Source organism: Dysgonomonas sp. UBA7710, from assembly GCF_002482385.1.
Lineage (GTDB): Bacteria > Bacteroidota > Bacteroidia > Bacteroidales > Dysgonomonadaceae > Dysgonomonas.
This window is the reverse complement of the sequence record NZ_DLFW01000050.1, coordinates 1-25,532: the sequence shown is the minus strand read 5'-3', so window position 1 is coordinate 25,532 and position 25,532 is coordinate 1. Positions and strand designations below refer to the sequence as shown.

The following is a 25,532-nucleotide window of genomic DNA, read 5'->3' as shown; positions in this document are numbered from 1 at the left end:
TTGGGAAAGTTACGAGTAGACAAGACACAAGATACAAGTTGTTAACTGATGACTATTAACTGTTAGCTGTTAACTGTAAATAGTGTTACCTTTGTTACCTTTTTCAACTCCCGGACAATAAAACAGCAATAACATACTGTTTAACAACCTAGTATATCTTCGCTGCATTTTTCTTACTTTTTATTGTAACAAATTTTCAGCCTGTTCCGTCTTAGTATTTGAAAACAGATGAAAGCGCACATCTATCATTAATTTACTAACTTTAATATAGGAACTGTTATGAAAAAATATTTATTTTGTTTAGTATTACTTTTTGGTTTCATACTGGCTGCTCCGGCACAAAATATAGACCAGTTATTGAAAAAAGTATCTAAAACCGAGAATATAGAGAAAGTCAAAATCGGAAAGTTTATGATGTCTCTGGGCAAAGCGTTTGGTGGTGTAGGCGATATGCCGGTAGCAAGGGGGATACATTCTATGGAAATATATGATTTATCGTCTTGTGATAATGGCCTGAAAAAAGATTTAGCGAAACAATTCAATAAACTGAAAGACGGCGGAGGCTACGAAACCCTTATTTATGCCAAGGATAAAAGAGATGGTGTACGCATAATGGTGAAGAAGGACAAAGACACCATCAAAGAAATGATAATATTGTGTATGGACGAACAAGACCCTACTATAATCCGGTTTTCGGGAAAAATAAAAGATAATGACATTGCCGAACTGGTAAACAAATACGACAAATAAATATAAGAAAAAGAAAGTATTTAATCCAATATTTTTTAATCATAACTAATTATTACCGTTGCAGATATAAAAATAACAAATAGGTCTGCGACCTTAACAAAGTAAAACACAATCGATTTATGAAAAAGTTTATAGTATTTTTTATTCTAATATTAGCAGGAAGCCATATTGCAACAGCCCAGGAGCTGGATCGTCTGATGGAAGAAGTGGCAAAAAATGAAAAGGCGCAACGTCAGGTAGTAGACAAGGCTATGCTGGGTGCTTCCATGGCGCAGGCACAGGCTCAGGACCCGACAGGGGAATTGAAATCGAAAATGCCTTCGTTTATGCAGAAGATAGATTCTATACAGGTGGTCACATTGGAGGAGGATGCTCCCGATACAAGAAATATGGTACTGGACAATTTGAACTCATTTAAAGATGATGATATATATTCTACACTGGTAAGAGTCAAGGACGGTGAAGATAATGTACGCATCATTGCTAAGAAGAACGGGGAAACAGTATCCGATGTATATATTTTTGTGATGGATGAAGACGATATCGTTTTGGTAAAAATGAGTGGAAGACTGGAGCAATCCGATTTGGAAGATATAGTTAAAGAACAGACAAAGAACAAGAAATAGATGGATGCGGAAACTTTTAAAAAAGTATTTCTCCCATATCATCAGAAATTGTATCGAATAGCTTATCGTATTGTACAGGATGCCGCAAATGCCGAAGACATAGTTCAGGAAACGTTCATAAAACTCTGGAACAAGCGCGGAGATATGCAGGACATAGAAAACACCGAAGCTTTCTCAATTATCATACTCCGCAACACATGCCTGGATCATCTACGGAAAACAAAAAACGATTATCATACGAATTATGACACCGACATTCCCGAAACGGCATCTTTGGTCAAACAGATAGAGATACAGGACGAAGCCGAACGGGTAAAAAAACTGATAAACAAGTTGCCTGAACAGCAACGCCAAGTTATGATAATGAAACATTGGGACGGGTATTCGGATGAAGAAATAGAACAGATAACGGGAATCAGCCCGGGAAACATAAGGGTTATACTCTCAAGGGCCAGGAAAACGATACGCGAACAATTCATAAAAATACAACAGTGATGAAAACGGACGAAATAAAAATAATACTGGATGCTTTCTACAACGGTGAAACAACTGTCGCAGAAGAGCTTATATTGCTGAAATATTTTAGCAGTGAAGATGTTGCCGAAGAATTACTGGATGAGAAAGGAATTTTCCTCAGTATGTATCAGGCAGAGCCGATAGATGTACCTCCGGCTTTGGAACCGAAACTGGAAAACCTCATCGACGAACTTGCTTCGAAAGAAGAAAAGAATACTGAGATAAAAACCGGGCTTAACAGGAAACATCTGTTGAGATGGGCGGGGAGTGCCGCAGCTTGTATAGCCTTGCTGATTTCCGTTACATTCTACTTCAACAATAAGCCGGATGTAGGTCAACCGCCTGTAACTCCCGGACAACAAACTGCTGAAAACCTGAGTGAAGCGGACAAAAAAGCCCTGAAAGAAGCGGAAGATGCACTTATCCTGTTGTCTTCTAACTTTAACAAAGGGGTAAATCAACTGGCCATAGTCACTTCAAGCCTTGACAAATCAAATGAAATATTAAACAAAACGCTTAATCGCAAAAAAGATAAAGAATCATGAAAATAAAAGTACTCATTACAGCAATATTACTCCTGACCGGCTTTGCTACTATGCAGTCGCAGAACAATATGTTCGACAGGCTTTCGGATAATAAGGACATCTCCACAGTCTATATCTCCAAAGCATTACTCAGTATGATGCCGAAGATGGATGTTGGAGCCGGAGGTGCTGATATTAAATCACTGGCCGGCAAACTCGAACAACTGGAAATCTACAGCAGCCAAAGTAAGGACGCGGCGAAACTCATCAGAATGGAATTTGAAGGACTAACGAAGAGTAAAACATACGAAACTCTCATGGCCATCAAAGATAAAGGCGATAATATAACTTTCTATGCCCGCAAGGAGAAGGATAACTTCAAAGACCTGATAATGTTCATCAACGACCCCGAAGAATGTACGGTCATCCGTATCATGGGTACTTTTACGGCAGAAGACGTCCAGAAAGTAATGAACAGCAGCAACAAAAAATAAGCAACAAAAAACCCCGGAAAGTAATTCTCCGGGGCTTCTTTATCTAATGACCTATTGGTATTGTCATTTCTTTGCCTGCAATGCTGCAAATATCAGGCCTTCGAGTTCTTCGGCAAGCTCCGGATTGTCTTTTACCATATCCTTTGCCGCTTCACGTCCTTGCCCCAGCTTTGTATCATTGTAGCTATACCACGACCCGCTCTTCTTGATGATCCCTAGTTCGGCACCGAGGTCGATAATCTCACCGGAACGGGAAATTCCCTCTCCGTACATGATGTCGAATTCAGCTTTACGGAATGGTGGGGCAACCTTATTCTTCGCTACTTTTACACGGGTCTGGCTACCTTTCACTTCATCACCGTCTTTTAGTTGTCCGATACGACGGATATCGAGACGTACAGAAGAATAGTACTTCAGAGCATTACCTCCGGTTGTTGTTTCCGGCGAACCGAACATAACTCCGATTTTATCACGCAACTGATTGATAAATATACATGTAGTACTGGTCTTATTGATAGCTGCCGTTAGCTTGCGCAATGCCTGCGACATCAGACGGGCCTGAAGCCCCATTTTAGAGTCTCCCATTTCACCTTCGAGTTCAGCCTTCGGCGTCAGTGCAGCCACAGAGTCTATCACTACGATATCTATAGCCGACGAGCGGATTAACTGTTCCGCAATCTCCAAGGCCTGCTCTCCACTGTCGGGTTGGGATATATAAAGATTCTCTATATCCACTCCCAATTTTTCAGCATAGAAGCGGTCGAAAGCATGCTCTGCATCGATAAATGCCGCGATACCTCCGGCTTTCTGGGCTTCTGCAATAGCATGTATGGCCAATGTTGTTTTTCCGGATGATTCGGGTCCGTATATCTCGATTACCCTGCCACGAGGATACCCTCCTACTCCAAGAGCGGCATTCAACGCGATAGAACCTGTAGGAATGACAGAAATTTCGTCGACCTTATCATCTCCCATTTTCATTATCGAGCCTTTACCGTAGCTTTTCTCTATTTTATCCATTGCAGCTTGCAGAGCTTTAAGTTTCTCTGTATTCGGCGCCGCTTTCTTTTCTTTCTCTTCTGCCATTATCAGTTTTCTTTCTTTTGGTTTGTTTATAATTGTTTTAATATCTGCTCCGCATGCTCTTTCGTCTTTATCTCTTTAGAGCCTATTACTTGCTCGATAATCCCTGATTCATCGATAAGGAATGTTGTACGGAAAGTGCCCATAAATTTACGCCCCATAAACGTTTTCTCGCCCCATACTCCGAATGCCTCGACCTGTTTCTTATCAGTATCGGCAATAAGAGGGAACGGTAACTGTTGTTTCTCGATAAACTTTTTATGTGCTTTTTCATCATCCACACTTACTCCAAGTATCTGATATCCGGCCTTACGGAGCTTCGAGAAATTATCCCTGAAACTACATGCCTCAGCTGTACATCCGGGTGTACTGTCTTTAGGATAAAAATAGAGGACTAGTTTTTGCCCCGCATAGTCGCTGGATTTAACGGTTTCCCCGTCTTGATTTACTCCTAATATATCCGGGATTTTATCCCCTATGTTTAATGCCATAATTCTTATTATTTACTATTCAACATATGCAGTTCGCTCATAAATCGTATTCTGTCTTCTCTCCTTATTCCGTTTATCCATGGTAACGTTCGCCTCCTGAAATATACGGCTTGTCTCATAATATAGTTGTATATCGGAATTGGCTTCGGCCACGAGAATACCAAATTTATCCAATACCATTATCTTTTGTTTTACAGCCTCCGGGTAATCGGGGACATAATTATAGTATTCGAGTCAGCCCGGATATATCGGCATATTCACAAATGTTCTCATACTGTTTGCTTTATTAGCTGTGTTAATTAAGTTACGGTCGCTACCGCTCTACTTTACTTCGAACCATTTATCATTTTTAAGTGGTACGAATAGTTCCATCTTATCTAACAGGGTATCTACATTATTTTCCACTATCATAATATCCCTGTATTCATCTTTCAGAAACCCTTTCTCTATCATCTTTTCGGACATGGCGACCAAAGGGTCATAATATCCTAATGTATTAAGTAATCCTACAGGTTTCTTATGCAGGGCTAATTGTGCCCATGTGAGCATCTCAAATAACTCCTCCATTGTACCATAACCTCCGGGCAATGCTATTACGGCATCGCTAAGTTCGCTCATCAAAGCCTTACGCTCATGCATCGTCTCTACAATATGCATTTTGGTTATTTTTTTGTGCTCTAATTCCTTTTGTTTAAGGAATTCAGGTATTACACCGATCACCTCTCCATTTTCTGCTAAAGCACCATTGGCTACAGCACCCATCAGGCCCACATGTGCACCTCCATAGATAACACCATATCCTCTGCGGGCTATTCTTTTTCCTAACAATATTGCTTGTTCTGCAAAAACGCTCTCGTTTCCTGATGACGAACCGCAAAAAACCGATATATATTTCATCTGTATAAAATCTACTTTAAAAGGAATACCCAGAGCTTGTAAGTCTATGATCCCTATATGTTAAGATATACGCTAAATATTATGTAATTTAGAATTCATTATTCTAACAAAGATAATAATAATCTTACAGAATATAGTGGAATAAAAAACTCTGTTGAAAACTTTTATTCCTTTATTTTTTTTTACAGATAGAAGAAGTTCTTCCGGCTATTGAGGTTTGTCGATTGATGGGCAGAGTTTGCCACATTCTTTTAAAGATAGACCAAAGAGAAGCACTTTAATAAAGCTTGATAAATAATCTCAGCTTAGATATAATCCCGGCAAATAATGGGTCTGGTATACAAAAATGTAAAAAGTCCGCAAATTCCCTTCGCAGACTTTCCAACCTTAACACAAACTTTACAAAACTACACAATAATAGAGTTAAACTACAACCTATTCAGGTTTTCATTTAAATAAATATATTTTCCTCATATATTTACATCACAAATGTACGGAATTATAGGCCTCTATCATTACATAAAGATGCCCGCTTTTTCAGAATTCGTGCCTTTCTGCTAGATTAAGCTTTTGCTGCAACTTTTTTTCGACGAATTCTGCCCGGTGTGGTACCAAAATGTACTTTACAAAAGTCGTTAAAGTGGGAAGGTGAGGAAAACCCATACTCTTCGCTTATTTCTTTAAATGATTTCTCTGTACTGTTTATCTGATGATATATAGATTTTGAGCGCTCATCTTTCATCCAATGATACGCAGAAACACCGAATACTTTCTTGAATCGTTTTTGAAAACCGGAAAGACTATAGTGAGTCATATCTGCTAACTCCTGAACAGTCCTGGCTTTGTAGTGATTTTTTATAACCAGATCGGAAAATGAAATATCTTTACTGAGCAGAGGATAGAAAAAGCCTAAAAGAGCAGCTTTCTCGTAATAAGCACGTAGAAGAAAATAAAATTCTTTAGCTTTCAATTCGAAATAATATGTACACTTTAAACCATCGGACATACAAATATCCAAAAATGAGAGGAAGCATTCTACTCTTTCATTTATATCTAAGTAATATAAATCCGGCTCAAAATCATCAGCCTTCTCCCGAAGCAAAACATCTAAAGAAAAACAATCACACAGTTGCTTTGTATTATGTAAACGGATAATAATGAAAGTACAATCTTCTTCGGCATGACAATCCATCTGGCTACCCGAAGGAATCAGCATTATTTTACCTCCGATAATAGTCCTTTCCGTAAATTCTCCAAAAGAAAAACGCAAGATGCCGCATTGTACAAAAAAGGCTTTATTATCAATGGAAAATATTTTCCACTTCTGCCCCTTTTTTACATTAATTTTTTCGATTGTAGGTCTTTCCCCTTTTTCGTAATTATAGCAGGTGAGATGTTCCTGTGGATATAATAATTCCATTTGGATATTCCTCTAAAATTGTTTTGTTATAGCCTTGCTTCGCGATGTACCGAAAGATTAGTACCTATTCTATTTTTATTCAATATCGTAATATCATCAAGACATAACGTCTCTGATTGCAAATATAAATAAAAAAAGTAATATTATCGCATCCAAAAAGGATAATATACCATTATTTACCAATACTTACACATACTCTGACTATCCCGGATAAAAGGGTTTTAATCGATTCTATTCCGGAACAGATGAAGGTTTAAAAGGGCATCTTCCTATCCTTTAAAAAATTATGGACGAAAACTGCATTTAACTGATACTTTTCCACTATCTTTTAGCCAGAATAAACACAATACAACTCTCGCTAATATTTAAACATTATAACAATCTCATATGTTTAGTATTATATAAGCAGGAATCTGATACTTAACTAAATAGCTGAAGAATATGAAAACAAATCATAAACCAACTGCAAATTCAGCCATATTGCTCCTGTTTCTCTTTTTTGCAATTCCATTATGGGCACAGGTCGGTGTGGACTACATTTCTGTAAGCGGGGTAGTGAAAGACAAACGTACTAAAAAGAAAATGGAATATGTAAGCGTATCCGTCCCGGGTACCAATATAGGAACTATCACAAATACCGACGGGGAATTTACAATCAAAATAAAAGAAGAGGTACATGCAGAATCGATAGAAATATCCCATATCGGATATATAAACTATGTCCTGCCTATTGAGGGCCGGAATATGAACAACGTTACAATATGGCTTACGGCCAATGAGAACGAGCTGTCGGAAGTAGTTGTACACCCGACGAATCCCCGTGAACTGGTAAAAGCCGCTATTCAAAAAATCGAAGACAACTATAGCCTCAATCCGAACTTATTGACCGGATTCTATCGGGAAACAATAAAAAAAGGACGGAATTACATTAATATCTCTGAAGCGGTTATCGATATTTATAAGTCTTCGTATAAAGAAGACACTCGAAGAGATAAAGTACAAATCTTCAAGGGTAGAAAGCTGATTAGCCCCAAGCCCGGCGACACACTTGTCGTTAAGCTTCTGGGAGGTCCTACCCTGGCGGTTTATTTAGATGTAGTAAAAAACACGGATGACATTTTACTGGATTCCGAAACTTTAGACCACTACGCCTACACAATGGAAGAAAGTGTGATGATAAATGAGCGGCTTCATTATGTCATCAGCTTTACCCCTATCCCAATCCTTCCATATGCATTGTATCACGGAAAATATTATATAGACAAGCAGACTCTCACTTTTTCGAGGGCTGAATTCAGCCTGAATATGGATGACCGCAACAAAGCCACGCAGGCTATCCTGATAAAAAAACCGGCAAAACTGCACTTCAAGCCGGAAGAAGTATCATTCATCGTCACATACAGAGAGCGGGAAGGACGCAGCTACCTCAATTATATACGGAATGATATCCGCTTTAAATGTGATTGGAAAAAGCGTTTCTTTTTCTTCTCAACCAACTATGAGGTAGTTTCTGAAATGGTAGTAACCGACCGTAAAGAAGAAGATATAACTAATATCCCGAACAAACTGGCATTCAAGCAAACCCAGTCCTTGTCCGATAAAGTCAGTGATTTCTCCGATAAAAACTTCTGGGAGGATTTCAATATTATAGAGCCTACCGAATCATTGGAATCAGCCGTAAACAGATTAAAAAAGAAACATGAATAAAAATAGGCATCACAAACCCCTCTTAACCTGAGGGGTTCTTTCTATAACTTGCCGTACTGATAAAAACACTATCTTTGCCTCTCATTCGTAAAGTACAAAGACATGAATTTTCTGGCACATGCATACTTGTCATTCGGAGACCCTGATATACTGATTGGAAATATGATTGCCGATATGGTAAAAGGCAAACAGATAGAACAGTATCCCGAACGGATACAGCATGGAATACACATACACAGGCATATAGATGCATATACCGACAGTCATCCCGTTACCTTACAGGCAATGGAGGTATTCCGGTCGTCGGCACATAAATATGCAGGTCCTTTTCTGGATGTCTCGTACGATCATTTTCTGGCTTTAGATAAGTTGAACGAGCCGGAAGAAGGCTGGAAAGGATTCGCGGCTAAATGTTATTCACAGATCGAACAATATGCAGAAATTCTGCCATCCAGATTTTGCAGTATGTTCATGTATATGAAAAGTGAGGACTGGTTTTTCAACTACCGTTACAACTGGATGATAGAGCGCAGCTTCGACCGCCTGCAACAGCGGGCAGCCTATCTACCCGACAATGCACATATATTCACTGATTTCGAAAAGCATTATAAGGAGATAGCCGAAAGCTATAATGAGTTCTTTCCGGACTTAAAGGCTTACACAAAAGAAATATCCTTATAGATCATTCCTTTTAAAAAGTACTGGACATCCGCTGCACAATATTGCACAACTGGCAGACATCGTCCAGTTTAAGCTCGAAATCAGCATATTCCGGTGATGGATTGAGGGAATGGCAGATTATGGTACCTTTCTCCAAATCCTGGCTGATTATTTGCTTGCACAGTATCGTATTGTTGAGCACTATTATCCAATTTGGAAAATCCTCGGTATGCAGTTTGTTGCGCCAATGTTCTTTGCCCAACTCCCGGGCCAGCACAATATCGCCATTACTGAGACTCCGCTTGGAATCATTATCCATACTATCTCCTTTTATCTCAAAAGCAAAGTAACGGCCATGGCCTATCTTGTCTACAATAAAGTCAAATTCTTCGAATTCATCGCTTACATACTCCACGTCGCGACAGTCGTCGATATATTTGGCATATGCTTTTACAGGGATGAAAGGTACCCGCATACGATACTTCCCGTTCGACATTTCATAATACTTCAGTCCCGACTTAGTGGTAAGGTATGGCTCTTCGCCCCGTACTTTTTCAGGGCGGTTCATATATCCTGTCCCATTGGCAAGCCATTCTTCATTCACTTTAAAATATGCAGCCAAGATGGCAATATTTGACTTATTGGGATTCGTCTTGCCTTCTATATAATTGGCGATTGTACCCTTGGTTATCGCTGTATCTTTCCAGATACGGTAAGCGGTGACGCCCTCTTTTTCCAATAAATGCTTCAACCTGTCTTTAAATTCCATACTATCCGCTTTTAAATTTTAACTTAGCAACTGTATTATCCAGTATAAAAATCAATTACAATAACAAATATAGTAAAATATTGAATTATAAATATATTTTTAGATTAAAAATGTGCATTTCATCGAGAAAAATATATACTTAAGAAAATATTCGCTAGTTTTGTATAAAAGATACAGCGGGAATACAAATGGACGATAAAAAGGGGAAAAGTCATAATCGGGGATTTATGCAATGGATACTTCTTATCACTATTATATTAATGATAGGTTTTGCCATCGCTTATTTCTTTTTTGATTTTCCTGTAAAATTTATTCCTGTAATACTTATTTTCCCTTTATTCGGGGGTCTTTTTAATAAAAAGAAGTAATAGACGGATAACCTCAGAGACACAATACAAAATTATCAGAATCATCAGTCTGGCTATTATGTTCCCGTACTGATTATATAATAAACTCTTTCACAAAAAGGCTTATACCCTAAATATTTTTTTTAACAGTTTAGTTATTTATGGATAAACAATAGCCTTTATTTGATTGTTATTTTAATAAATATCCTATATTTGTTAATAAGAAATTTACTAATCCACAAAATAGACAACATTATGAAAGGTTTTATATTGGGACTTGCTGTCGGTGCACTGGGTGTGTATGCAGCGCTTAAACTATCGGATGAAGAAACCCGCGAAGAATTGCGCACCAAAGTAAATAACGCTACAGGTAAAGCTAAAGCTGAATTAGACCATACCCTTGTCGTGGGCAAGAGTAAAGCCTTGCGCGCCGGAGTACGCGCCAGACAAGAAGTAAGAAAAGGGGCAAAAAAAATTAATGAGGTAACTGCCGATGTAGCAGGGAAATTAGCTAGCGAACTATCTGACATTGAAGCTAAAGCTAAGGCAAAAGCTTAATATTATGTACAGTTTTTAAATATAAAAAATAAGGCTTGAAGATTTCAAGCCTTATTTTTTTAAGGTCGCAAACCTATTTATTTTTCAGACGTAACATCTGCAAACAGTTACATTTGAAAGATATATCATTAAATACTTTCGGTTACTTATTTAAACAATTGCGGAATAAATTCTATCATATAATCACGCCAGTTGCTCCATGTATGCCCACCTTCGCTTTCATGATAGACATATTTGAAACTGAGACTATCCAGTTTTGCCCGGTAGTCAGCTACATCCTTGTACAGAAAGTCAGTCTTTCCTATAGCAATCCAGTATAATTTTACACCATTCTTATTCTGAGCCTCCAATGTAGCGTCAATATCTTTGTATACAGGCGACTCAACATCCTGCCGCGGCTTGATCGCCGGAGAAAAAAGACCGATATAATCGAAAGTATCGGGATAATAACGGGAAATATGCAAAGAATGAAAACCTCCCATCGACAGGCCGGCTATTGCCCTACCCGATTTATTTTTTATAACCCGGTAACTGTCTTCCACAAAACGTATCACATCTTTGAAAGTATCTTCCATCTTTCCATCCATCGTATGAGGAAGCATGAAAGACGGTTTGTAAAAACCCAGGCTCGATTCACCGGGAGCCGCTTCCTGAGCTACATTTCCATTTGTCATTACCACTATCATCGGCTTTGCTTTACCCTGTGCAATCAGATTATCGAGTATCTGGGAAGCCCGTCCGAGAGCCATCCATGCTTCTTCATCGCCACCCATGCCATGCAGCAGATACAGCACCGGGTATTTTTCTTTGCCGGTTTCGTATCCGGCAGGCGTATAGATTGTAATTCTGCGCTGCATATCATTTCCGGGAGAAGAATACCACCGGCGCGTCACTGAGCCGTGAGGGACTTTATTCACTTTATATAAGTCTCCATTCCCTCCTCCGATTACAAATATGTTGGAAAGGGTGGAGACATCCCTGTTGATATAAACATTGCTTGGATCATCTGTCTTCAAACTATCTACCCAGAAGGAATAACTGTAAAGATCGGAACGAAGTGGTCCGGTCGTATATGACCACAGACCTTTATCATCTTTATTCATAGCTACAGGCTGCTGTATCCAATCTCCGGATATTTTTACTTCTCTTGCATTAGGAGCATGCAATCTGAAAGTCACAGTATTATTCTCATGTACCTCCGGAGAAACAATTTCGGAACCTCCCCATAAAGCCTGCTGGGGAAATAGGTTTGCGCAAAATATGATGCTTATAATAAGCAGGAACAGTGTTTTTTTCATGACTGTTAATATTAAAATGTATATGTTTCTGGAAAATCCTTACTTGCCACTGTCGAGATAGCCGCGTTTGAATATATCTACCAACAGTATAAACATTGACAGGAACAGCGGGCCGAAGATAACACCCCAGAACCCAAATACCGGCAATCCTATCACAACACCAAATACGGTAATCAGCGGATGTGTATTTGCAATCTTCTTCTGAAGAACAAAGCGCAGCAGATTATCGACATTGGAAATAACAATCAATGAATAAGCCGTCAGACCGAGCGCATTCAGCCAATCCCCGGTAATGGCCATATAAATAACAAGCGGCAGCCAGATAAACATCGTTCCCACAATAGGAATAATAGTAGCAAAGCATGTAAGAAAGCCGAAAAGAATAGGATCGGGAACTCCAAATATGATATAACCGAGAGTTGCAAAAATACCTTGTATGGATGCCAGCAAAGGAATACCTATAGCATTCGATTTTACCATTACATCGATTTCGCGAAGAACATCTTTTTTGTTTTCATTATTAAATGGCAGTAAATCATTTAGATAAGCTTCCATTCGCGTTCCTCCGATCAACATAAAATAGAGGACAAATAACATTACTACTGAATTGACGGCAAAACTGCTCACACTACCGATAAGTATCTGTCCTATTTTGGGCAGATAGGCGGCAGCGCTCACAAGGTTGTCCGTACTTAATATATTGTAACCGGTGCGCTCTTTCACCATGGCTATTACTTCCTGGACAGATTCTATAGACGAGGTAAGGTTTAAATTTATACCCTGCAATTCCTGGATCAATAACCACACGGCAATAGCCAGAGGAATAAGAAAACACATAACCACCTCTATCAATATAAGCGAAGCTGCCAAATTCCTCCCTAACCTCTTTTTTCCGGTTAAATAAAACATCTGCTTCCTTACCAGAATATATACGGTCGACGCACCCAATATACCGCTAAAGAGAGGTGAGAAATAGTGAAAGAGAATCACTCCCATGAAAAGGATAATAATAATCAGGGAATATTGCCAGTATTGTTCTTTTATAGTCATAAAATCAATGGTTTGATGGTTTACAAAATTAAATTATGTGATTCTATTTTCAATATATTTAACACGAAAGATGCAATTATGTTTAACATTTTATTTTTTCATCATCACACGGAGGCATTTAATATATTTTTATCGGGATTCATTTCTTTTATACTTCATATTTATATAATAATATGATCGTTCCCCATAGCGGTTATTATAACTAATCCAAATCCAAATTTAAGTAAATAATGTTTATTTCAAGCAATTATAAGATAACAAAAACGGCCGATACATAATGTATCAGCCGCAATATATGAATGGGTAAAATCTTCAATCCCAGAGTTTCTTATTGCTAAGAGCGTATTTACCACCTCCGGTAAATATCAGGGCTACCGCACCAAAGAAATACAAAGCCTGCAACTCGATAGTCCAGCCACCTGCTTCGTTAACCGTAAATATATCCGCGGTATGCGCCATCCCCACGGCTACAAGCATATTAAACGCGAATATAGCTGCCGCAACACGCGTACCAAAACCAAATATAATAAATAACGGAGCTATTACCTCCCCTATATATACACCATAAACGATAGAAGATGGTAACCCACTGGCTTCCAGCATCTGTTCTATACCTCCTGCGCCATGCATCAATTTGGCTACACCATGCATCAACATCAATACACCGATACTCAACCGGAGAATGAGCAATCCTAAATCTGTATTCCTTTCTAATACTTTCATATACTGTTATTATAATAGTTACAGTAAATAGAACAAAGAAATATCCGGAAAGTTCGTTCTTTCCGGAAAAAAAGCTATTTTGGCAACACAAAAGGAATAGGCAACATCACTTCCATCGGCGTAGGCTTACCTTCTTTAAGACCGGGAATCCATTTAGGCATCTTCTTTATCAGATAAAAAGCCTCTTCGTTACAATCACGGAATATACCTTTGAATAAGGCTATCCGGGATATCTCCCCTTGTTCCGATATTAATATATTATATATAACCCGTCCTTCTATCCCCATCTGAATAGCCCGCTTAGGATATTTCAGGTTAGATTTCAGATATGCCTCCAGCGCTTCCCTTCCTCCGGGAAACTGAGGGGCTCTATTCAACAAGGTATCTGATTGGGCAATTGTATCCGGAACAACCTTTTCGGTATTATTCCGGGGAAAATCTGCCTCATTTGTCATTAGAGAACCAACATAAAAATTATCGTTCGCTTCTTTCTCCCTCTGTTCTTTCGCCCTTTTCTTCAAATTTTCATCGGCCTTAAAACTGACAGTAAGCTTTTGTTCCATTTTTACAGGCTGACCGGAATCGGTGGCAGGAATCCATCCGGGCATAGCGTTCACCACACGCATTACTTCATCGTCGGCAACGGGATCAAATCCTCTTGTTATTCCAACTTCCTGCACCGTTCCATCCTTGTCTATCGTAAACTTTATGTCAAGGTCACCTTCCATTTCTATCTTTAGCAAAAGATAAGGATATCTGATATTACTTTCCAAAAATTTATATAATCCGGCCTCTCCTCCCGGAAATTGAGGCGCTATTATATTCTCCGATCCGGTTTCTGCCGGAACAAGTTTTACCGACACTCCGTTTTGTGCCGAAAGTGCGGATAAACTGATGATTAATGCAATTGTAAAGATCAAGTATTTGTGTATCATTATATATTTGTTTTTCCAATCTCTGGCTTATCCTCCTGATAAGCACAATTTCTAAAACTTTTTTAATTACCTCTTCCATTCAAAAATAACAGGTTAACGGGATTAAGCAAACACATAGTTATAATTTTTAAGAAAGTTTATCTATATAATCAGAGCCGATAGCCTTTAGCTGTTAGCTTATAGCTCTTTGAAATATTGATAGACCCCTCCAACTTCCCCAAGGGGCAGGGCTGTTAAGTTCTCTTCTTTGTTCTGTTATTTTCTGCTGTCATTGGCTCCGCTTCGCTCTGCCGAACGTTGTTTCTGAGTGGAACGAAGAATCCCGACCCTGAGAAACGAGATGTTTCACTCCGTTCAACATGACACAGAGGGTATAAATAATTAGAACTTAACAGCCCTGCCCCCAAAGGGGACTTACAGAGAGGGAAAAAAGTAACGGATAGAAAATTGTGGAAAAAGTGTAACTTTTGTAACTTTTTTTGAGATACGAGTAGACAAGACACGAGATACAAGTTGCTAACTGATGACTGAAAATACTGTTACCTTTGTTACTTTTTGAGATACGAGTAGACAAGATACTAGTTGTTAACTGATAACTGATAACTGTAAATAGTGTTACTTATGTTACTTTTTAACTATAAATTGCAAATACAGGTTAAAATAAAAAAAGGATCTGAGAGGTCCTTGTTAATTGGTTAGCAAAAAAATAATAAGACAACCTGTCAAGATTAAATACATCAGGTTATAAATTTAGTTTGTAGAAACCATATCAAGTAACACAAAGATAAAAAAACATGAAATAAAATGGAATAAAGTTGTTAAAGACACAACTTAACGTTAAAAAAAAGTCTTTTTGTTTATCTTTGCATAAAAAATATATAAATATATGTGTGGAATAGTAGGTTATATTGGTTTTCGGGAAGCTTATCCTATTTTAATTAAGGGATTACACAGACTTGAATACAGAGGTTACGACAGTGCAGGAGTTGCTATCATTAACGAAGAGAATAAACTATCGGTATATAAAGCAAAAGGTCGGGTACAAGACCTTGAAGAATATGCCCGTGACAAAGATACAACAGGTACGATAGGAATAGCACACACACGTTGGGCAACACATGGTGAGCCCAGTAATGCCAATGCACACCCTCACTATTCCCAATCGGAATCACTGGCCCTTATCCATAACGGGATTATCGAAAATTATGCTGTTCTAAAAGCCGAACTGGTAAATAACGGATATTCATTCCATAGCAGCACCGACACTGAAGTATTGGTTCAATTGATTGAATATATAAAACAGATAAATCACTGCGATCTTTTTTCTGCTGTGCAGATTGCGCTTAATCAGATAGTTGGAGCTTATGCTATCGCCATAATAGAAAAGGGAAATCCGGATCAGATCATCGCCGCCCGTAAAAGTAGCCCACTGGTAATAGGAATCGGTGAAGGAGAATTTTTTATAGGTTCCGATGCATCACCGATTATCGAATTTACAAAGAAAGTTGTCTACCTCGACGATGAAGAAATTGCTATTATCAAAAGGAGTGAAGAGCCCAAAATAGTCACCATATCGAATATCGAACATACACCGAAAGTTAAAGAATTGGAAATGAATCTCAGTCAGCTGGAAAGAGGTGGTTATCCACACTTTATGCTGAAGGAAATATTCGAACAACCCGAAACATTAAAAAGCTGCATGAGCGGACGGATCAATATCGAAGGTACACATGTGACTCTCTCGGGTATTATCGACCATAAAGACAAATTCACTAATGCACGGCGTATCATAATCATAGCATGTGGCACATCCTGGCATGCCGGGTTGATAGGAGAATATCTGTTCGAAGAATTCTGCCGTATTCCGGTGGAAGTGGAATATGCTTCGGAATTCAGATACCGTAATCCGGTAATCTGCCCTGATGATATTGTCATAGCTATTTCCCAGTCGGGAGAAACAGCAGATTCGCTTGCAGCTATCGATCTGGCCCGTAAAGCAGGTGCATTTGTTTATGGAGTTTGCAATGTGGTAGGTTCTTCCATTCCCCGCAATACCGACTCCGGTTCATATACACATTGCGGACACGAAATCGGGGTTGCTTCCACAAAGGCATTTACAGCACAAGTTACCGTCTTGACTATGATGGCGCTTGCTATTGCTAAGGAAAAAGGAACCATACCGGATAATAAATATCTGAAAGTAATTAAGGAACTTCAAAGTATCCCGGCAAAGATAGAACATGCTCTTACTTTGAACGATAAAATAAAAGAGCTTTCTTTAATCTTCACCTATGCACAGAACTTTATCTATTTAGGCCGTGGCTACAATTATCCGATTGCACTGGAAGGGGCTTTAAAACTAAAGGAAATATCATATATCCACGCCGAAGGTTATCCTGCGGCTGAAATGAAGCATGGTCCGATTGCTTTAATTGATAACGAAATGCCGATAGTAACAATTGCCACACATAGTGCTATCTACGAGAAGGTAGTCAGCAATATACAGGAAATAAAAGCCCGTAAAGGCCGCGTCATAGCCATTATCAATGAAGGGGACGAGACAATGAAAGCATTGGCCGATCATTATATCGAGATTCCTGCAACAGAAGAATGCCTTGACCCGCTATTAACTTCGATTCCTCTGCAATTACTCGCATATCACATAGCCGTAAATAAAAACAGGGATGTAGATATGCCGCGTAATCTTGCAAAATCTGTTACTGTAGAGTGATTGTTTTGGTATATTATGATTATATTTGTCGATATATATTATCAGCCAGAGGCATTTTGCAAAATATTTCTATCTTTGCATAAAACTTTACATAGAAAAACGAAATTAATATGAAAATCAGATTCTTCCTTTTCACACTGACCTGCTTTCTCATCCTAAGCATGAGCATGTTTGCTCAAAGCAGTAGTCTGGCTGCGGGCACAAAAATAACTATGTTCGACGATAAGAAAAAGAATATTGAAAACTTAGAAGTTGGTGACGTCGTTTTATCTTTCAATACGAGAGATAAGGTATATGAAGAAAAGAAGGTAAAAAGCATAAACAAAATAATGTACAGTAGACTTGTCCGTGTCACACTGAATAGCGGAGTACAACTTACCATGACCAGCGATTGCCCGTTTCTTGCGGAAAAAGGCTGGGTATCTATCGATCCTGAACTCACTATGTCTAATAAAAAATATACTGATGTAAAGCGTTGTCAGATAGGTGAATTCGCACTCTTCTACAATGTAACAAGTACAGACTATGTAGAAATCACTGTTATCCAAGGCATAATGAACCCAACCCAGACTTATATCGTAGAACTGGAAGGAGATGGAGCTATTATAGCCAACGGTTTTCTTGTAGGTCAGAATTAATAAAGAATGAGGCTCGATACGAATAATATACAAGAGCGAATGAAGAATACTTTTCTGGAGACATTGAACATCACATTTATAGAATCTGATGATCCAATGTCTCTTGAAGCGATTATGCCCGTCACCCAGCAGATGACCCAAACCATGGGTGTTCTGCATGGCGGGGCAACTATCTCTCTGGCTGAATCGCTGGCAGGAGCAGGTTCAAATAATATATGCGCAAGTGATGAACGGTGTTTCGGTATGCAGATAAGCGCCAGTCATATATCAAGTGCCAACGTAGGCGATTCTGTTCGTGCAAAAGGGGTAATCCAACACAAAGGACGCTCTACACACGTGTGGAACGTCGATGTATTCTCAGAAAATACAGGCCGGTTAATATCTTCTATACGCATAACAAACGCTGTTGTGAAACAGGTCGTATATTTTGGAAAAGGGAAATAGAATATCCCATAATTTATGTAAACCTAATTAAACCTTTCAATACCTTCTATGTTCTAATAGAAAAGCAAACTACTAAAAAGAACTGTTATGAAAAAGTCAGCATTCATCATTATATTCATGGTTCTGTTATTCTCTGCTTGTGGCACTATGCGGCTTGCAGATGTATCAAACCTAGCTATAGGAATGACCCAGAATGAGGTAAACCAGATAATGGGGCAACCCATACGAATACTATCTTCTACTTATACACAAGACGGACGACAAGAGGTCTATGAGTATTATACTTACAGAAATGAGGTCTACGCGATAGAATTCTGGAACGGACAATTATCCCGGTATGACTTTATGTATGAAGACGTCCCTCCTGCCGGAATTGCTCCACGTCCGCCATATACTACTTATCCAAACAGGCCGTTGCCTAATCGTCCGTCACAGCCTAATCGTCCGGAAAACAACAGGCCTTCAAATCGCCCGGACAACAACACTTCCAATTCAGGAAGACCTACAACCAGACCGTCGGAGGATAATAAACCCGGAAATAGCGGCAGACCATCGTCCGGCGGAACAGAGCGGCCCTCTTATGGCTCCGGAAACAGGACATCATCAAGAAGTAGCACTCCTACTAAAGAGCAAAGTAAAGAAACCGAAGAAAACAAAGACAAGAAATAAAAACCAACACCCATTCTTATCAGGTAAGGATGGGCGTTTTATATAGAGTCGGGGCTCACTTCCCTTATTATTTCCTGTCACAGGGATGCTGTTAGTATATCAATAAGTTTGTACACTATAACAACTATACATACTACAACGATTGCTATCATAACGGCTAAAATTTTATTTGCATATTTTTTCATAATATCTCTATCCTTTTGACTTATTATACCTATCAACCACCTCATCTATACTGATATCCAGCAATTCCATAGTCTTGAAAGTTTCAGGAAGCATTTCCTCGAAGAAATCTTTCTTCTGAAGATTCAGTATCAGTTTACGGGCATTTTCCGCTACATAATATCCCATACCACGCTTTGAATAAATGATGTTCTCGGTTTGCATATATTCAAATGCCCGCATGGCTGTGTTGGGATTGACCTGCAACATTGTACCCAATTCTCTGACAGAAGGGACACGCTCCTCTTCGGCCCATTCATTGGTCAACATCTTCTGAAAACAGAAGTCCACTATTTGCAGATATATCGGCTTATTTGATTTAAAATCCATAATGTTAAATTTCTGTTTCTCTCAATTTAAAGAAGGATACAATCCACATACCCGTTGGTACTACAACGTCTATAATAATGCTACAGCCCCTAACTATGCTATCCGATGTAAAAGCTATAAGACCAACGGAATGTCCTGCTTCGTAACCTATTCTGAAGGCTTGCTGTTGGTCGCTGTTCAGATTAAATGTCATATTGCCATGTTCCATAGACAGATGCACCATCAGTATTGCACCGAATACGGCTACTATAAACAGTATTAATAAAACGACAGAGGTCTTGGCAAAAGCATACCGTTTGAAGTAATAATATCCACACATGAATACAGATTGGAAAAACAGCATCGAGAATAAAGTCTTGGATGCATAAAGATTTTCAGTCAATACCATTTCTTTAGCATGCGACTGCACTCCCTCAACCGGGATAATGCCTGTTATAATGTTCAGCAATGACAACAATATGAATACCATTACCGGCAGGACAATTACATATTTAATCCAGACACTTATAAATTTTTCGAAAGTTGATGAGGGCAATGTGAAATCGAAAATACTTGAATGTTTTCCCCTCGATTTCTCAAAAAAGCAAGGTCCGGCTATTATGATGGTACCCACAATAAGATATATCAACCAAATCAAATTATTATCGCTTGTCAGTACATTCAAGAGCATGGATAAAAAGTACAGGCCTGTAAGTCCGCCCGCAATATACAGATACTGCATCCTCGATAAGAAGAAATTACGTTTTTCCAGCTCCCAAAAACGATTTATATTAAATATTGCATTCATTCTGTCATCTGTTAGAGTTAAATAATTCTTTAATCTTCGTTTTATTGTTCACAACCGTATTGAATAGAGCCTCTATATTTAATGTACTCTCTTCCTTATATTGGTTCACCTGCACTGATGCATAACCTTGCATTGTCTGTTCGCAATACAATGCCTCTTCCGGTTTGGTTGATGTATACGAGAAAAAAAGTTTCCTGGTAATCTCCTCCACCGAGTTATTCAATAATACCTGATTACGGTCCAATATAATGATAGGATCTATCAGGCTTTCCAGATCCCGCACCTGATGTGTAGATATCAGGATGCATCTGCTCTCTTCAAAAGCCGAAGCTACAATTTTTCTGAACTGAGCCTTCGACGGAATATCCAGGCCATTCGTTGGTTCATCGAGCAAAGTAATTGGTGTATTTAGAGCAAGAGCGAATGCTATCATTACTTTCTTTTTTTGCCCGAAGGATAATTCAGCCATCTTCCTATCCTTCTCTACATGAAAGTCATTCAGATAAACATCGAACTGTGTCTCACTGAAATTGGGATAAAAAGAAGAATTATACTTTATAAAATCTTTTATAAGCATATTCTGCGCCTGAAACTCCTCCGGCAAGAAGAAAAGTTGCTTCAGCATCTCCGGATTTCTGTATGCCGATTCATATTCGAATACTTTACAACTACCACTCTTTGGGAAACATAATCCGCTGATTAAATGCAACAAAGTAGTTTTTCCCACCCCATTTTCACCGAGCAGACCATATATCCCCCCTTGCATATCAAAAGAAACATGCTCAAATACCGGTCGTTTCTTATAATAATAGAAGCTTAAGTCATTTATCTTTATCATACATTTAGTGTATTAGCTTATTAGTACACCGCAAATATATTACATATTTTTATATATGCAATAGAAAATGAAAACTTTTTTTGAAAAATTTAGACCGGACATCAATAACGACATATAAACAACTAATAACCAATATTATAATCAATAAAATCCTTTCTAAGATACATAAAAAGGTAACAAAGGTAACACTATTTACAGTCAACAGTTAGCAACTTGTCTCTCGTGTCTTGTCTACTCGTAACTTCCCCAAAAGGTAACAAAAGTAACAACCTTTACAGTCATCAGTCAACAGTTAACAGTTAGCAACTTGTATCTCGTACCTCGTCTACTCGCATCTCAAAAAAAGTTACAAAAGTTACACTTTTTCCACTATTTTTTATCTGTTACTTTTTTCCCTCTCTGTAAGTCCCTTTTGGGGCAGGGCTGTAAAGTTCTGGATTCTGTTCTGTTATTTTCTGCTGTCATTGGCTTCGCTTCGCTCTGCCGAACGTTGTTTCTGAGTGGAACGAAGGATCTCTTTCGATTAATGAGATGTTTCACTTCGTTCAACATGACAAAGTAGATATAAGAACTCTGCTCGCGCAGACGTCCCGTCTGTGTGTTGTGTAGCAAACATTTTGCCCTGTAAGAACACTCGTAACTGGAAGTCCGCGCCAGCGGGGAGATTGAGTGGGCTAATCATTTTTTCAAAGAACTATCAGCCAACAGCTAAAGGCCATCAGCCATATATAGATAAACTTCCTGAAAAATATCTCGCTTTTTACCAATATATAATCTATTGATAGCTTATCTTTGTTTTTAACTATAAACAATAATGGAATATATGAAAACGAGCATAAATTGCAAAATCGGCAGAGCCAATAACAATTCACCAAAGTACATGATAATTTTGTCATGCGAGTTTCCATACATCCATTAAAAACAAAGTTATCGTATGAAATACATCGTCTTTATCTCAAGTCTCATTCTCCTTTTATCGAGTTGTAAATCAACGACAAGCAGTATGCACTCAAAGCCTGAAGGATGGTTCAACATAGCTGTAGCCGAAGATGTGGAAATATATACGGATACGGCCAGCATAAGACACGAAGGTGCAGTAGCCTATGCCCGTGAGAAAAGGGTTTATATAACACCTGGAAGCAAAAAGCTGTATGTAGACAAAATCAGAGCAGAATATACTAAAATGGGTAAAGCCGAAAAAGCCGATAAATGGAATGATTTCAGTTACTGCGTCTATAACTGCCTGTATGAGTGTACCAACAAAAGATTCAGAATATTATCGGTCGAGGACTATGACTCTGCCGGGAAACGAATAGCCAAAACCACTCCGGCCAAAAATAATATCAGATGGCTGAATGTCGATAGTGAAACTGTTGGAGACTATACTTTCTTCTTTGTATGTGATTATCAGCAATAAAGGACATTTAAAAGAAAATTCGTATCTTTGTAGTCAAATTTAGTCGAAGATGCTCGCTATAACGATATCATGGATTGCTATTTCGGTAGTTTTCCTTTCTATGGGGGATATTCTTGTCTCCTTATATAACAGACTTTGCAAACAAAATGAACAATATGGACTTACGGATACATTCCTGCTTGGAATGTGCTTTACCCTGATACCTTTATCCATTACTTCATTCTGGTTGCCATCCAATCATTATATATTATCGGCACTTCTTACAGTGTGCATTATATATTGGATCATAAGGAAAAATTATCTTCGGGCTATCGTCCGTAAAGTAAAATCAAGCTTTGCCCATTTACGCCTTTTTCAGTCAGCAATTTTCATTATACCCATTATCAGCCTGATGATTGCCATCATCTGGCAGGTAGGTGTATTCGATTCCCTGCTCTACCATCAACAAAATATACGCTGGAACGAGGAATTTGCCATAGTACCCGGATTAGGAAATATAGAACACAGGTTCAGTTTCAATTCCAACTACCTCCTGCTATCAGCGATTTTCAGCCTGAGAGCCATATTCGGCGAAGGTGTATATAGTTTGCAGGTACTGGTATTGATAGCTGTGATATGCTGGACAATAAAAGAGATCATACAATCGGGCTATGAGATAAAGCGCATATTACTGTTATTTATAATAACAGGATATATCTTTACATTCGGATATTCATTAGCTGCAACGTCTACGGATGCCATACCCAACATAGTATCTCTATACCTGATAGCAAAACTGCTGTTATATCCGAATTCTCTAAGAAACAAAAAATTGTTTTTTGTTATTATTCCCATAGCCTTATTTACATTCAAACTCACTATAATTCCGCTTGGCCTCATCTCTTTATATATACTTGTCCGGCTGCTCCGGAACAAAGAATACAGGACAGCCCTATTCCTGATTTTCATTCCGGCTGTGATACTGATACTTTGGTTTATCAGGAATGTTATTATTTCGGGCTATCTGATTTTTCCACTTCACGAAATAAATATTTTTACTGTTGACTGGAAACTTCCTGCATTTGTAGCCATAGAAGAAAAAGATTTTATTTTTTCTTGCGGAATACGTATTCTGAATGATATTATCTGGCAAATTTCCCATCCTGAGTTAAGCAGCTTTGATGGAATATACAGATGGTGTATGAACCTTATTTTTATAGTCCCTACCCTGCTTTCTCCTGTAATAGTCATTTATTCGCTGATAAGAAAGAGGTATCTGAATAAAAATGTATACTTTGTGTATATCATATTATCAGCAGTTATAGGAGTATGGTATTGGGGTGGACCCGATCCCCGCTTTATAGGAGGAATATTATTTGCTATTATATATTATATCTGCTATCTTTTACTCGTTACAAGAGAAGAAAAAATGTACCCGAAAACGGGTACAATACTTACTGCTGCATTTGCCCTTATTATGGGATACTGGGCCGTAAGCCGTTCTATTAAGTTTTATAATATGTTTGACTTAAAAACCCCTAAAAAAGATAGCAGGCCTGTATCCGACATCCTTATAAGACAATACCCTTACAGGGAATTACTCAAATCGCTCACTCTATATACTGATGAGTTTCTTCCTTACAAACTGGACAACGGGGCAATCATTTATATTAGTAAGTCACCGGAAATACCTGACGGACGGTTTGTATGCTTCGAAAGTCCTTTTCCGTGCACAATACTACAGGCCGATGCTCTGGGAAAGTATCAGGATATAAGCTCTGTTACTACACGGGGTAAAAGTTTACAGGACGGATTCAGACCGAAATAGGAGCAAATTTATTTCAGATTAAGAGTCTATTCTACTTTTTTCCCGAAAGGAAACAGCGCCAGATGTATCAGTTTAAAGTGTTGTTTTCCAAAAGGAATGCCTATTATTGTAATACAGAATATAATTCCCCAGAACAAATGGGTAAGGGCAATCCAGAACCCTCCGATAATAATCCAGATAATGTTCATCACCAGGCTAAGGCAACCGATAGAGCTTTTATCATCTACAACCTTACTGCCAAAAGGCCATAATGCAAGAATACCCAGTTTGAAGGACTGTATACCGAATGGAATACCTATAATTGTAATCATCATCAAAAAGCCCGCAATAAAGTATTCGAGAGCTATCATAAAACCGCCGAATAATACCCAGATAATATTCCCTATAGTTTTCATATCAATTATACATTATGATTATGTTTTAGGCAAATATAGCAGGAAAAATAACATCTTACTCATTACCCAAGTTTTTTTCTATCAGGTATATGTATAATAATTAATAGCTGAAATCTTTATTGTTGTATAAAAATGTTGGTTTGTTTAATGCTACGCGCAATCAAAGATTGCTTGTGTTCCTTTTGCCCAAAGCCGCAAAAGGAACCAAAAACGCTTTAGCGCCCCGCTTCATAGGCCGACCCGTAACGGACTAAAAGACGAAACGGAAAAACTCGCTGGAAAGATTGTATAATCCGAATCGAAAGATTAGCTCAAACACGTTTCCGTTTTTTCGTCTTTTCATCCTACGGGTACCCCGTCCATAAAGCTAACGGCGCAGGCTTACGCACGACAAGGCTAGCGCATA

28 protein-coding genes are annotated in these 25,532 nt (G+C 38.5%); 14 read left to right on the top strand and 14 right to left on the bottom strand.

Annotation, left to right across the window (positions count from 1 at the left end; translation table 11 throughout):
* The first annotated feature begins 279 nt into the window (after positions 1–279).
* From B3317_RS18055 to B3317_RS18035, 5 genes are all read left to right on the top strand, one after another.
* A complete protein-coding gene (locus B3317_RS18055; RefSeq protein ID WP_291114515.1) occupies positions 280–750 on the top strand; it encodes a DUF4252 domain-containing protein in 471 nt (156 codons plus the stop codon).
* 119 nt (positions 751–869) lie between these two features.
* Positions 870–1,376, top strand: a complete 507-nt coding sequence (locus tag B3317_RS18050) for a DUF4252 domain-containing protein (RefSeq protein WP_291114511.1) — start codon at positions 870–872, stop codon at positions 1,374–1,376.
* Positions 1,377–1,871, top strand: a complete 495-nt coding sequence (locus B3317_RS18045) for an RNA polymerase sigma factor (RefSeq protein ID WP_291114508.1) — start codon at positions 1,377–1,379, stop codon at positions 1,869–1,871. It begins immediately after the preceding gene.
* The gene (locus B3317_RS18040; RefSeq protein WP_291114505.1) at positions 1,871–2,437 is read left to right on the top strand and encodes a hypothetical protein; all 567 of its coding nucleotides are present in this window, start codon (positions 1,871–1,873) and stop codon (positions 2,435–2,437) included. Before B3317_RS18045 ends, B3317_RS18040 begins: the two co-directional genes overlap by 1 nt.
* Complete coding sequence (locus B3317_RS18035) at positions 2,434–2,910, top strand: DUF4252 domain-containing protein (protein WP_291114501.1); 477 nt, start codon at positions 2,434–2,436, stop codon at positions 2,908–2,910. The genes B3317_RS18040 and B3317_RS18035 overlap by 4 nt, the downstream gene beginning before the upstream one ends.
* Before the next feature lie 63 nt (positions 2,911–2,973).
* On the opposite strand, the gene recA is transcribed toward B3317_RS18035, so the two are convergent.
* The 5 genes from recA to B3317_RS18010 form a co-directional block, all read right to left on the bottom strand.
* Positions 2,974–3,996 (bottom strand): recombinase RecA, encoded by a 1,023-nt coding sequence (recA, locus tag B3317_RS18030; RefSeq protein WP_291114498.1) that lies wholly within the window; start codon positions 3,994–3,996, stop codon positions 2,974–2,976.
* Positions 3,997–4,022: 26 nt separating this feature from the next.
* Entirely contained in the window at positions 4,023–4,484 is a 462-nt protein-coding gene (gene bcp / locus B3317_RS18025) for a thioredoxin-dependent thiol peroxidase (RefSeq protein ID WP_291114495.1), read from the bottom strand.
* Positions 4,485–4,499: 15 nt separating this feature from the next.
* Positions 4,500–4,664: a hypothetical protein gene (locus B3317_RS18020; protein ID WP_291114492.1), complete on the bottom strand. Its 165-nt coding sequence runs from the start codon at positions 4,662–4,664 to the stop codon at positions 4,500–4,502.
* A gap of 141 nt (positions 4,665–4,805) precedes the next feature.
* Positions 4,806–5,381 (bottom strand): TIGR00730 family Rossman fold protein, encoded by a 576-nt coding sequence (locus B3317_RS18015; protein WP_291114490.1) that lies wholly within the window; start codon positions 5,379–5,381, stop codon positions 4,806–4,808.
* A gap of 562 nt (positions 5,382–5,943) precedes the next feature.
* Positions 5,944–6,801, bottom strand: a complete 858-nt coding sequence (locus B3317_RS18010) for a helix-turn-helix domain-containing protein (protein ID WP_291114487.1) — start codon at positions 6,799–6,801, stop codon at positions 5,944–5,946.
* 441 nt (positions 6,802–7,242) lie between these two features.
* On the opposite strand from B3317_RS18010, the gene B3317_RS18005 reads away from it, so the two are divergent.
* Together B3317_RS18005 and B3317_RS18000 are read left to right on the top strand one after the other, a co-directional pair.
* Positions 7,243–8,508, top strand: coding sequence for a carboxypeptidase-like regulatory domain-containing protein (locus B3317_RS18005; protein WP_291114484.1), 1,266 nt, complete (start codon positions 7,243–7,245; stop codon positions 8,506–8,508).
* 102 nt (positions 8,509–8,610) lie between these two features.
* Positions 8,611–9,189, top strand: coding sequence for an ACP phosphodiesterase (locus B3317_RS18000; protein WP_291114481.1), 579 nt, complete (start codon positions 8,611–8,613; stop codon positions 9,187–9,189).
* Positions 9,190–9,199: 10 nt separating this feature from the next.
* Here the strand turns inward: B3317_RS18000 and B3317_RS17995 are convergent, their stop codons facing one another.
* Positions 9,200–9,937 (bottom strand): LexA family transcriptional regulator, encoded by a 738-nt coding sequence (locus B3317_RS17995; RefSeq protein WP_291114478.1) that lies wholly within the window; start codon positions 9,935–9,937, stop codon positions 9,200–9,202.
* Positions 9,938–10,554: 617 nt separating this feature from the next.
* On the opposite strand from B3317_RS17995, the gene B3317_RS17990 reads away from it, so the two are divergent.
* On the top strand, positions 10,555–10,842 hold the full coding sequence (locus B3317_RS17990; RefSeq protein ID WP_291114475.1) for a hypothetical protein: 288 nt from the start codon (positions 10,555–10,557) through the stop codon (positions 10,840–10,842).
* 146 nt (positions 10,843–10,988) lie between these two features.
* Here B3317_RS17990 and B3317_RS17985 read toward each other — a convergent pair whose 3' ends face one another.
* The 4 genes from B3317_RS17985 to B3317_RS17970 form a co-directional block, all read right to left on the bottom strand.
* Positions 10,989–12,140, bottom strand: coding sequence for an esterase (locus tag B3317_RS17985; RefSeq protein ID WP_291114472.1), 1,152 nt, complete (start codon positions 12,138–12,140; stop codon positions 10,989–10,991).
* Positions 12,141–12,179: 39 nt separating this feature from the next.
* Positions 12,180–13,190, bottom strand: coding sequence for an AI-2E family transporter (locus tag B3317_RS17980; protein WP_291114469.1), 1,011 nt, complete (start codon positions 13,188–13,190; stop codon positions 12,180–12,182).
* Positions 13,191–13,502: 312 nt separating this feature from the next.
* Entirely contained in the window at positions 13,503–13,913 is a 411-nt protein-coding gene (locus B3317_RS17975; protein WP_291114466.1) for a DoxX family protein, read from the bottom strand.
* A 74-nt stretch (positions 13,914–13,987) separates the two neighbouring features.
* Complete coding sequence (locus B3317_RS17970; protein ID WP_291114464.1) at positions 13,988–14,848, bottom strand: energy transducer TonB; 861 nt, start codon at positions 14,846–14,848, stop codon at positions 13,988–13,990.
* An 886-nt stretch (positions 14,849–15,734) separates the two neighbouring features.
* Between B3317_RS17970 and glmS the strand changes: the two genes are divergently transcribed.
* From glmS to B3317_RS17950, 4 genes are all read left to right on the top strand, one after another.
* Positions 15,735–17,579: a glutamine--fructose-6-phosphate transaminase (isomerizing) gene (gene glmS, locus B3317_RS17965; RefSeq protein WP_291114461.1), complete on the top strand. Its 1,845-nt coding sequence runs from the start codon at positions 15,735–15,737 to the stop codon at positions 17,577–17,579.
* A gap of 110 nt (positions 17,580–17,689) precedes the next feature.
* Positions 17,690–18,217 carry a Hint domain-containing protein gene (locus B3317_RS17960; RefSeq protein WP_291114458.1) on the top strand — a complete coding sequence of 176 codons (528 nt, stop codon included), beginning with the start codon at positions 17,690–17,692 and terminating at the stop codon, positions 18,215–18,217.
* A 39-nt stretch (positions 18,218–18,256) separates the two neighbouring features.
* A complete protein-coding gene (locus B3317_RS17955) occupies positions 18,257–18,661 on the top strand; it encodes a PaaI family thioesterase (protein ID WP_291114455.1) in 405 nt (134 codons plus the stop codon).
* An 87-nt stretch (positions 18,662–18,748) separates the two neighbouring features.
* Positions 18,749–19,330, top strand: a complete 582-nt coding sequence (locus B3317_RS17950; protein WP_291114452.1) for a hypothetical protein — start codon at positions 18,749–18,751, stop codon at positions 19,328–19,330.
* Between the two features lie 192 nt (positions 19,331–19,522).
* Here the strand turns inward: B3317_RS17950 and B3317_RS17945 are convergent, their stop codons facing one another.
* From B3317_RS17945 to B3317_RS17935, 3 genes are read right to left on the bottom strand one after another with little or no spacing between them, the layout of a single operon-like run.
* Complete coding sequence (locus tag B3317_RS17945; RefSeq protein WP_291114449.1) at positions 19,523–19,882, bottom strand: GntR family transcriptional regulator; 360 nt, start codon at positions 19,880–19,882, stop codon at positions 19,523–19,525.
* A 4-nt stretch (positions 19,883–19,886) separates the two neighbouring features.
* Complete coding sequence (locus B3317_RS17940; protein ID WP_291114446.1) at positions 19,887–20,669, bottom strand: hypothetical protein; 783 nt, start codon at positions 20,667–20,669, stop codon at positions 19,887–19,889.
* Between the two features lie 4 nt (positions 20,670–20,673).
* A complete protein-coding gene (locus B3317_RS17935; RefSeq protein ID WP_291114443.1) occupies positions 20,674–21,507 on the bottom strand; it encodes an ABC transporter ATP-binding protein in 834 nt (277 codons plus the stop codon).
* Between the two features lie 1,003 nt (positions 21,508–22,510).
* Between B3317_RS17935 and B3317_RS17930 the strand changes: the two genes are divergently transcribed.
* Together B3317_RS17930 and B3317_RS17925 are read left to right on the top strand one after the other, a co-directional pair.
* Complete coding sequence (locus B3317_RS17930; RefSeq protein ID WP_291114440.1) at positions 22,511–22,924, top strand: surface-adhesin E family protein; 414 nt, start codon at positions 22,511–22,513, stop codon at positions 22,922–22,924.
* A gap of 49 nt (positions 22,925–22,973) precedes the next feature.
* Positions 22,974–24,731, top strand: coding sequence for an LIC_10190 family membrane protein (locus B3317_RS17925; protein ID WP_291114438.1), 1,758 nt, complete (start codon positions 22,974–22,976; stop codon positions 24,729–24,731).
* Between the two features lie 26 nt (positions 24,732–24,757).
* Here B3317_RS17925 and B3317_RS17920 read toward each other — a convergent pair whose 3' ends face one another.
* Positions 24,758–25,126 carry a YccF domain-containing protein gene (locus tag B3317_RS17920; protein WP_291114434.1) on the bottom strand — a complete coding sequence of 123 codons (369 nt, stop codon included), beginning with the start codon at positions 25,124–25,126 and terminating at the stop codon, positions 24,758–24,760.
* Positions 25,127–25,532: the final 406 nt, after the last annotated feature.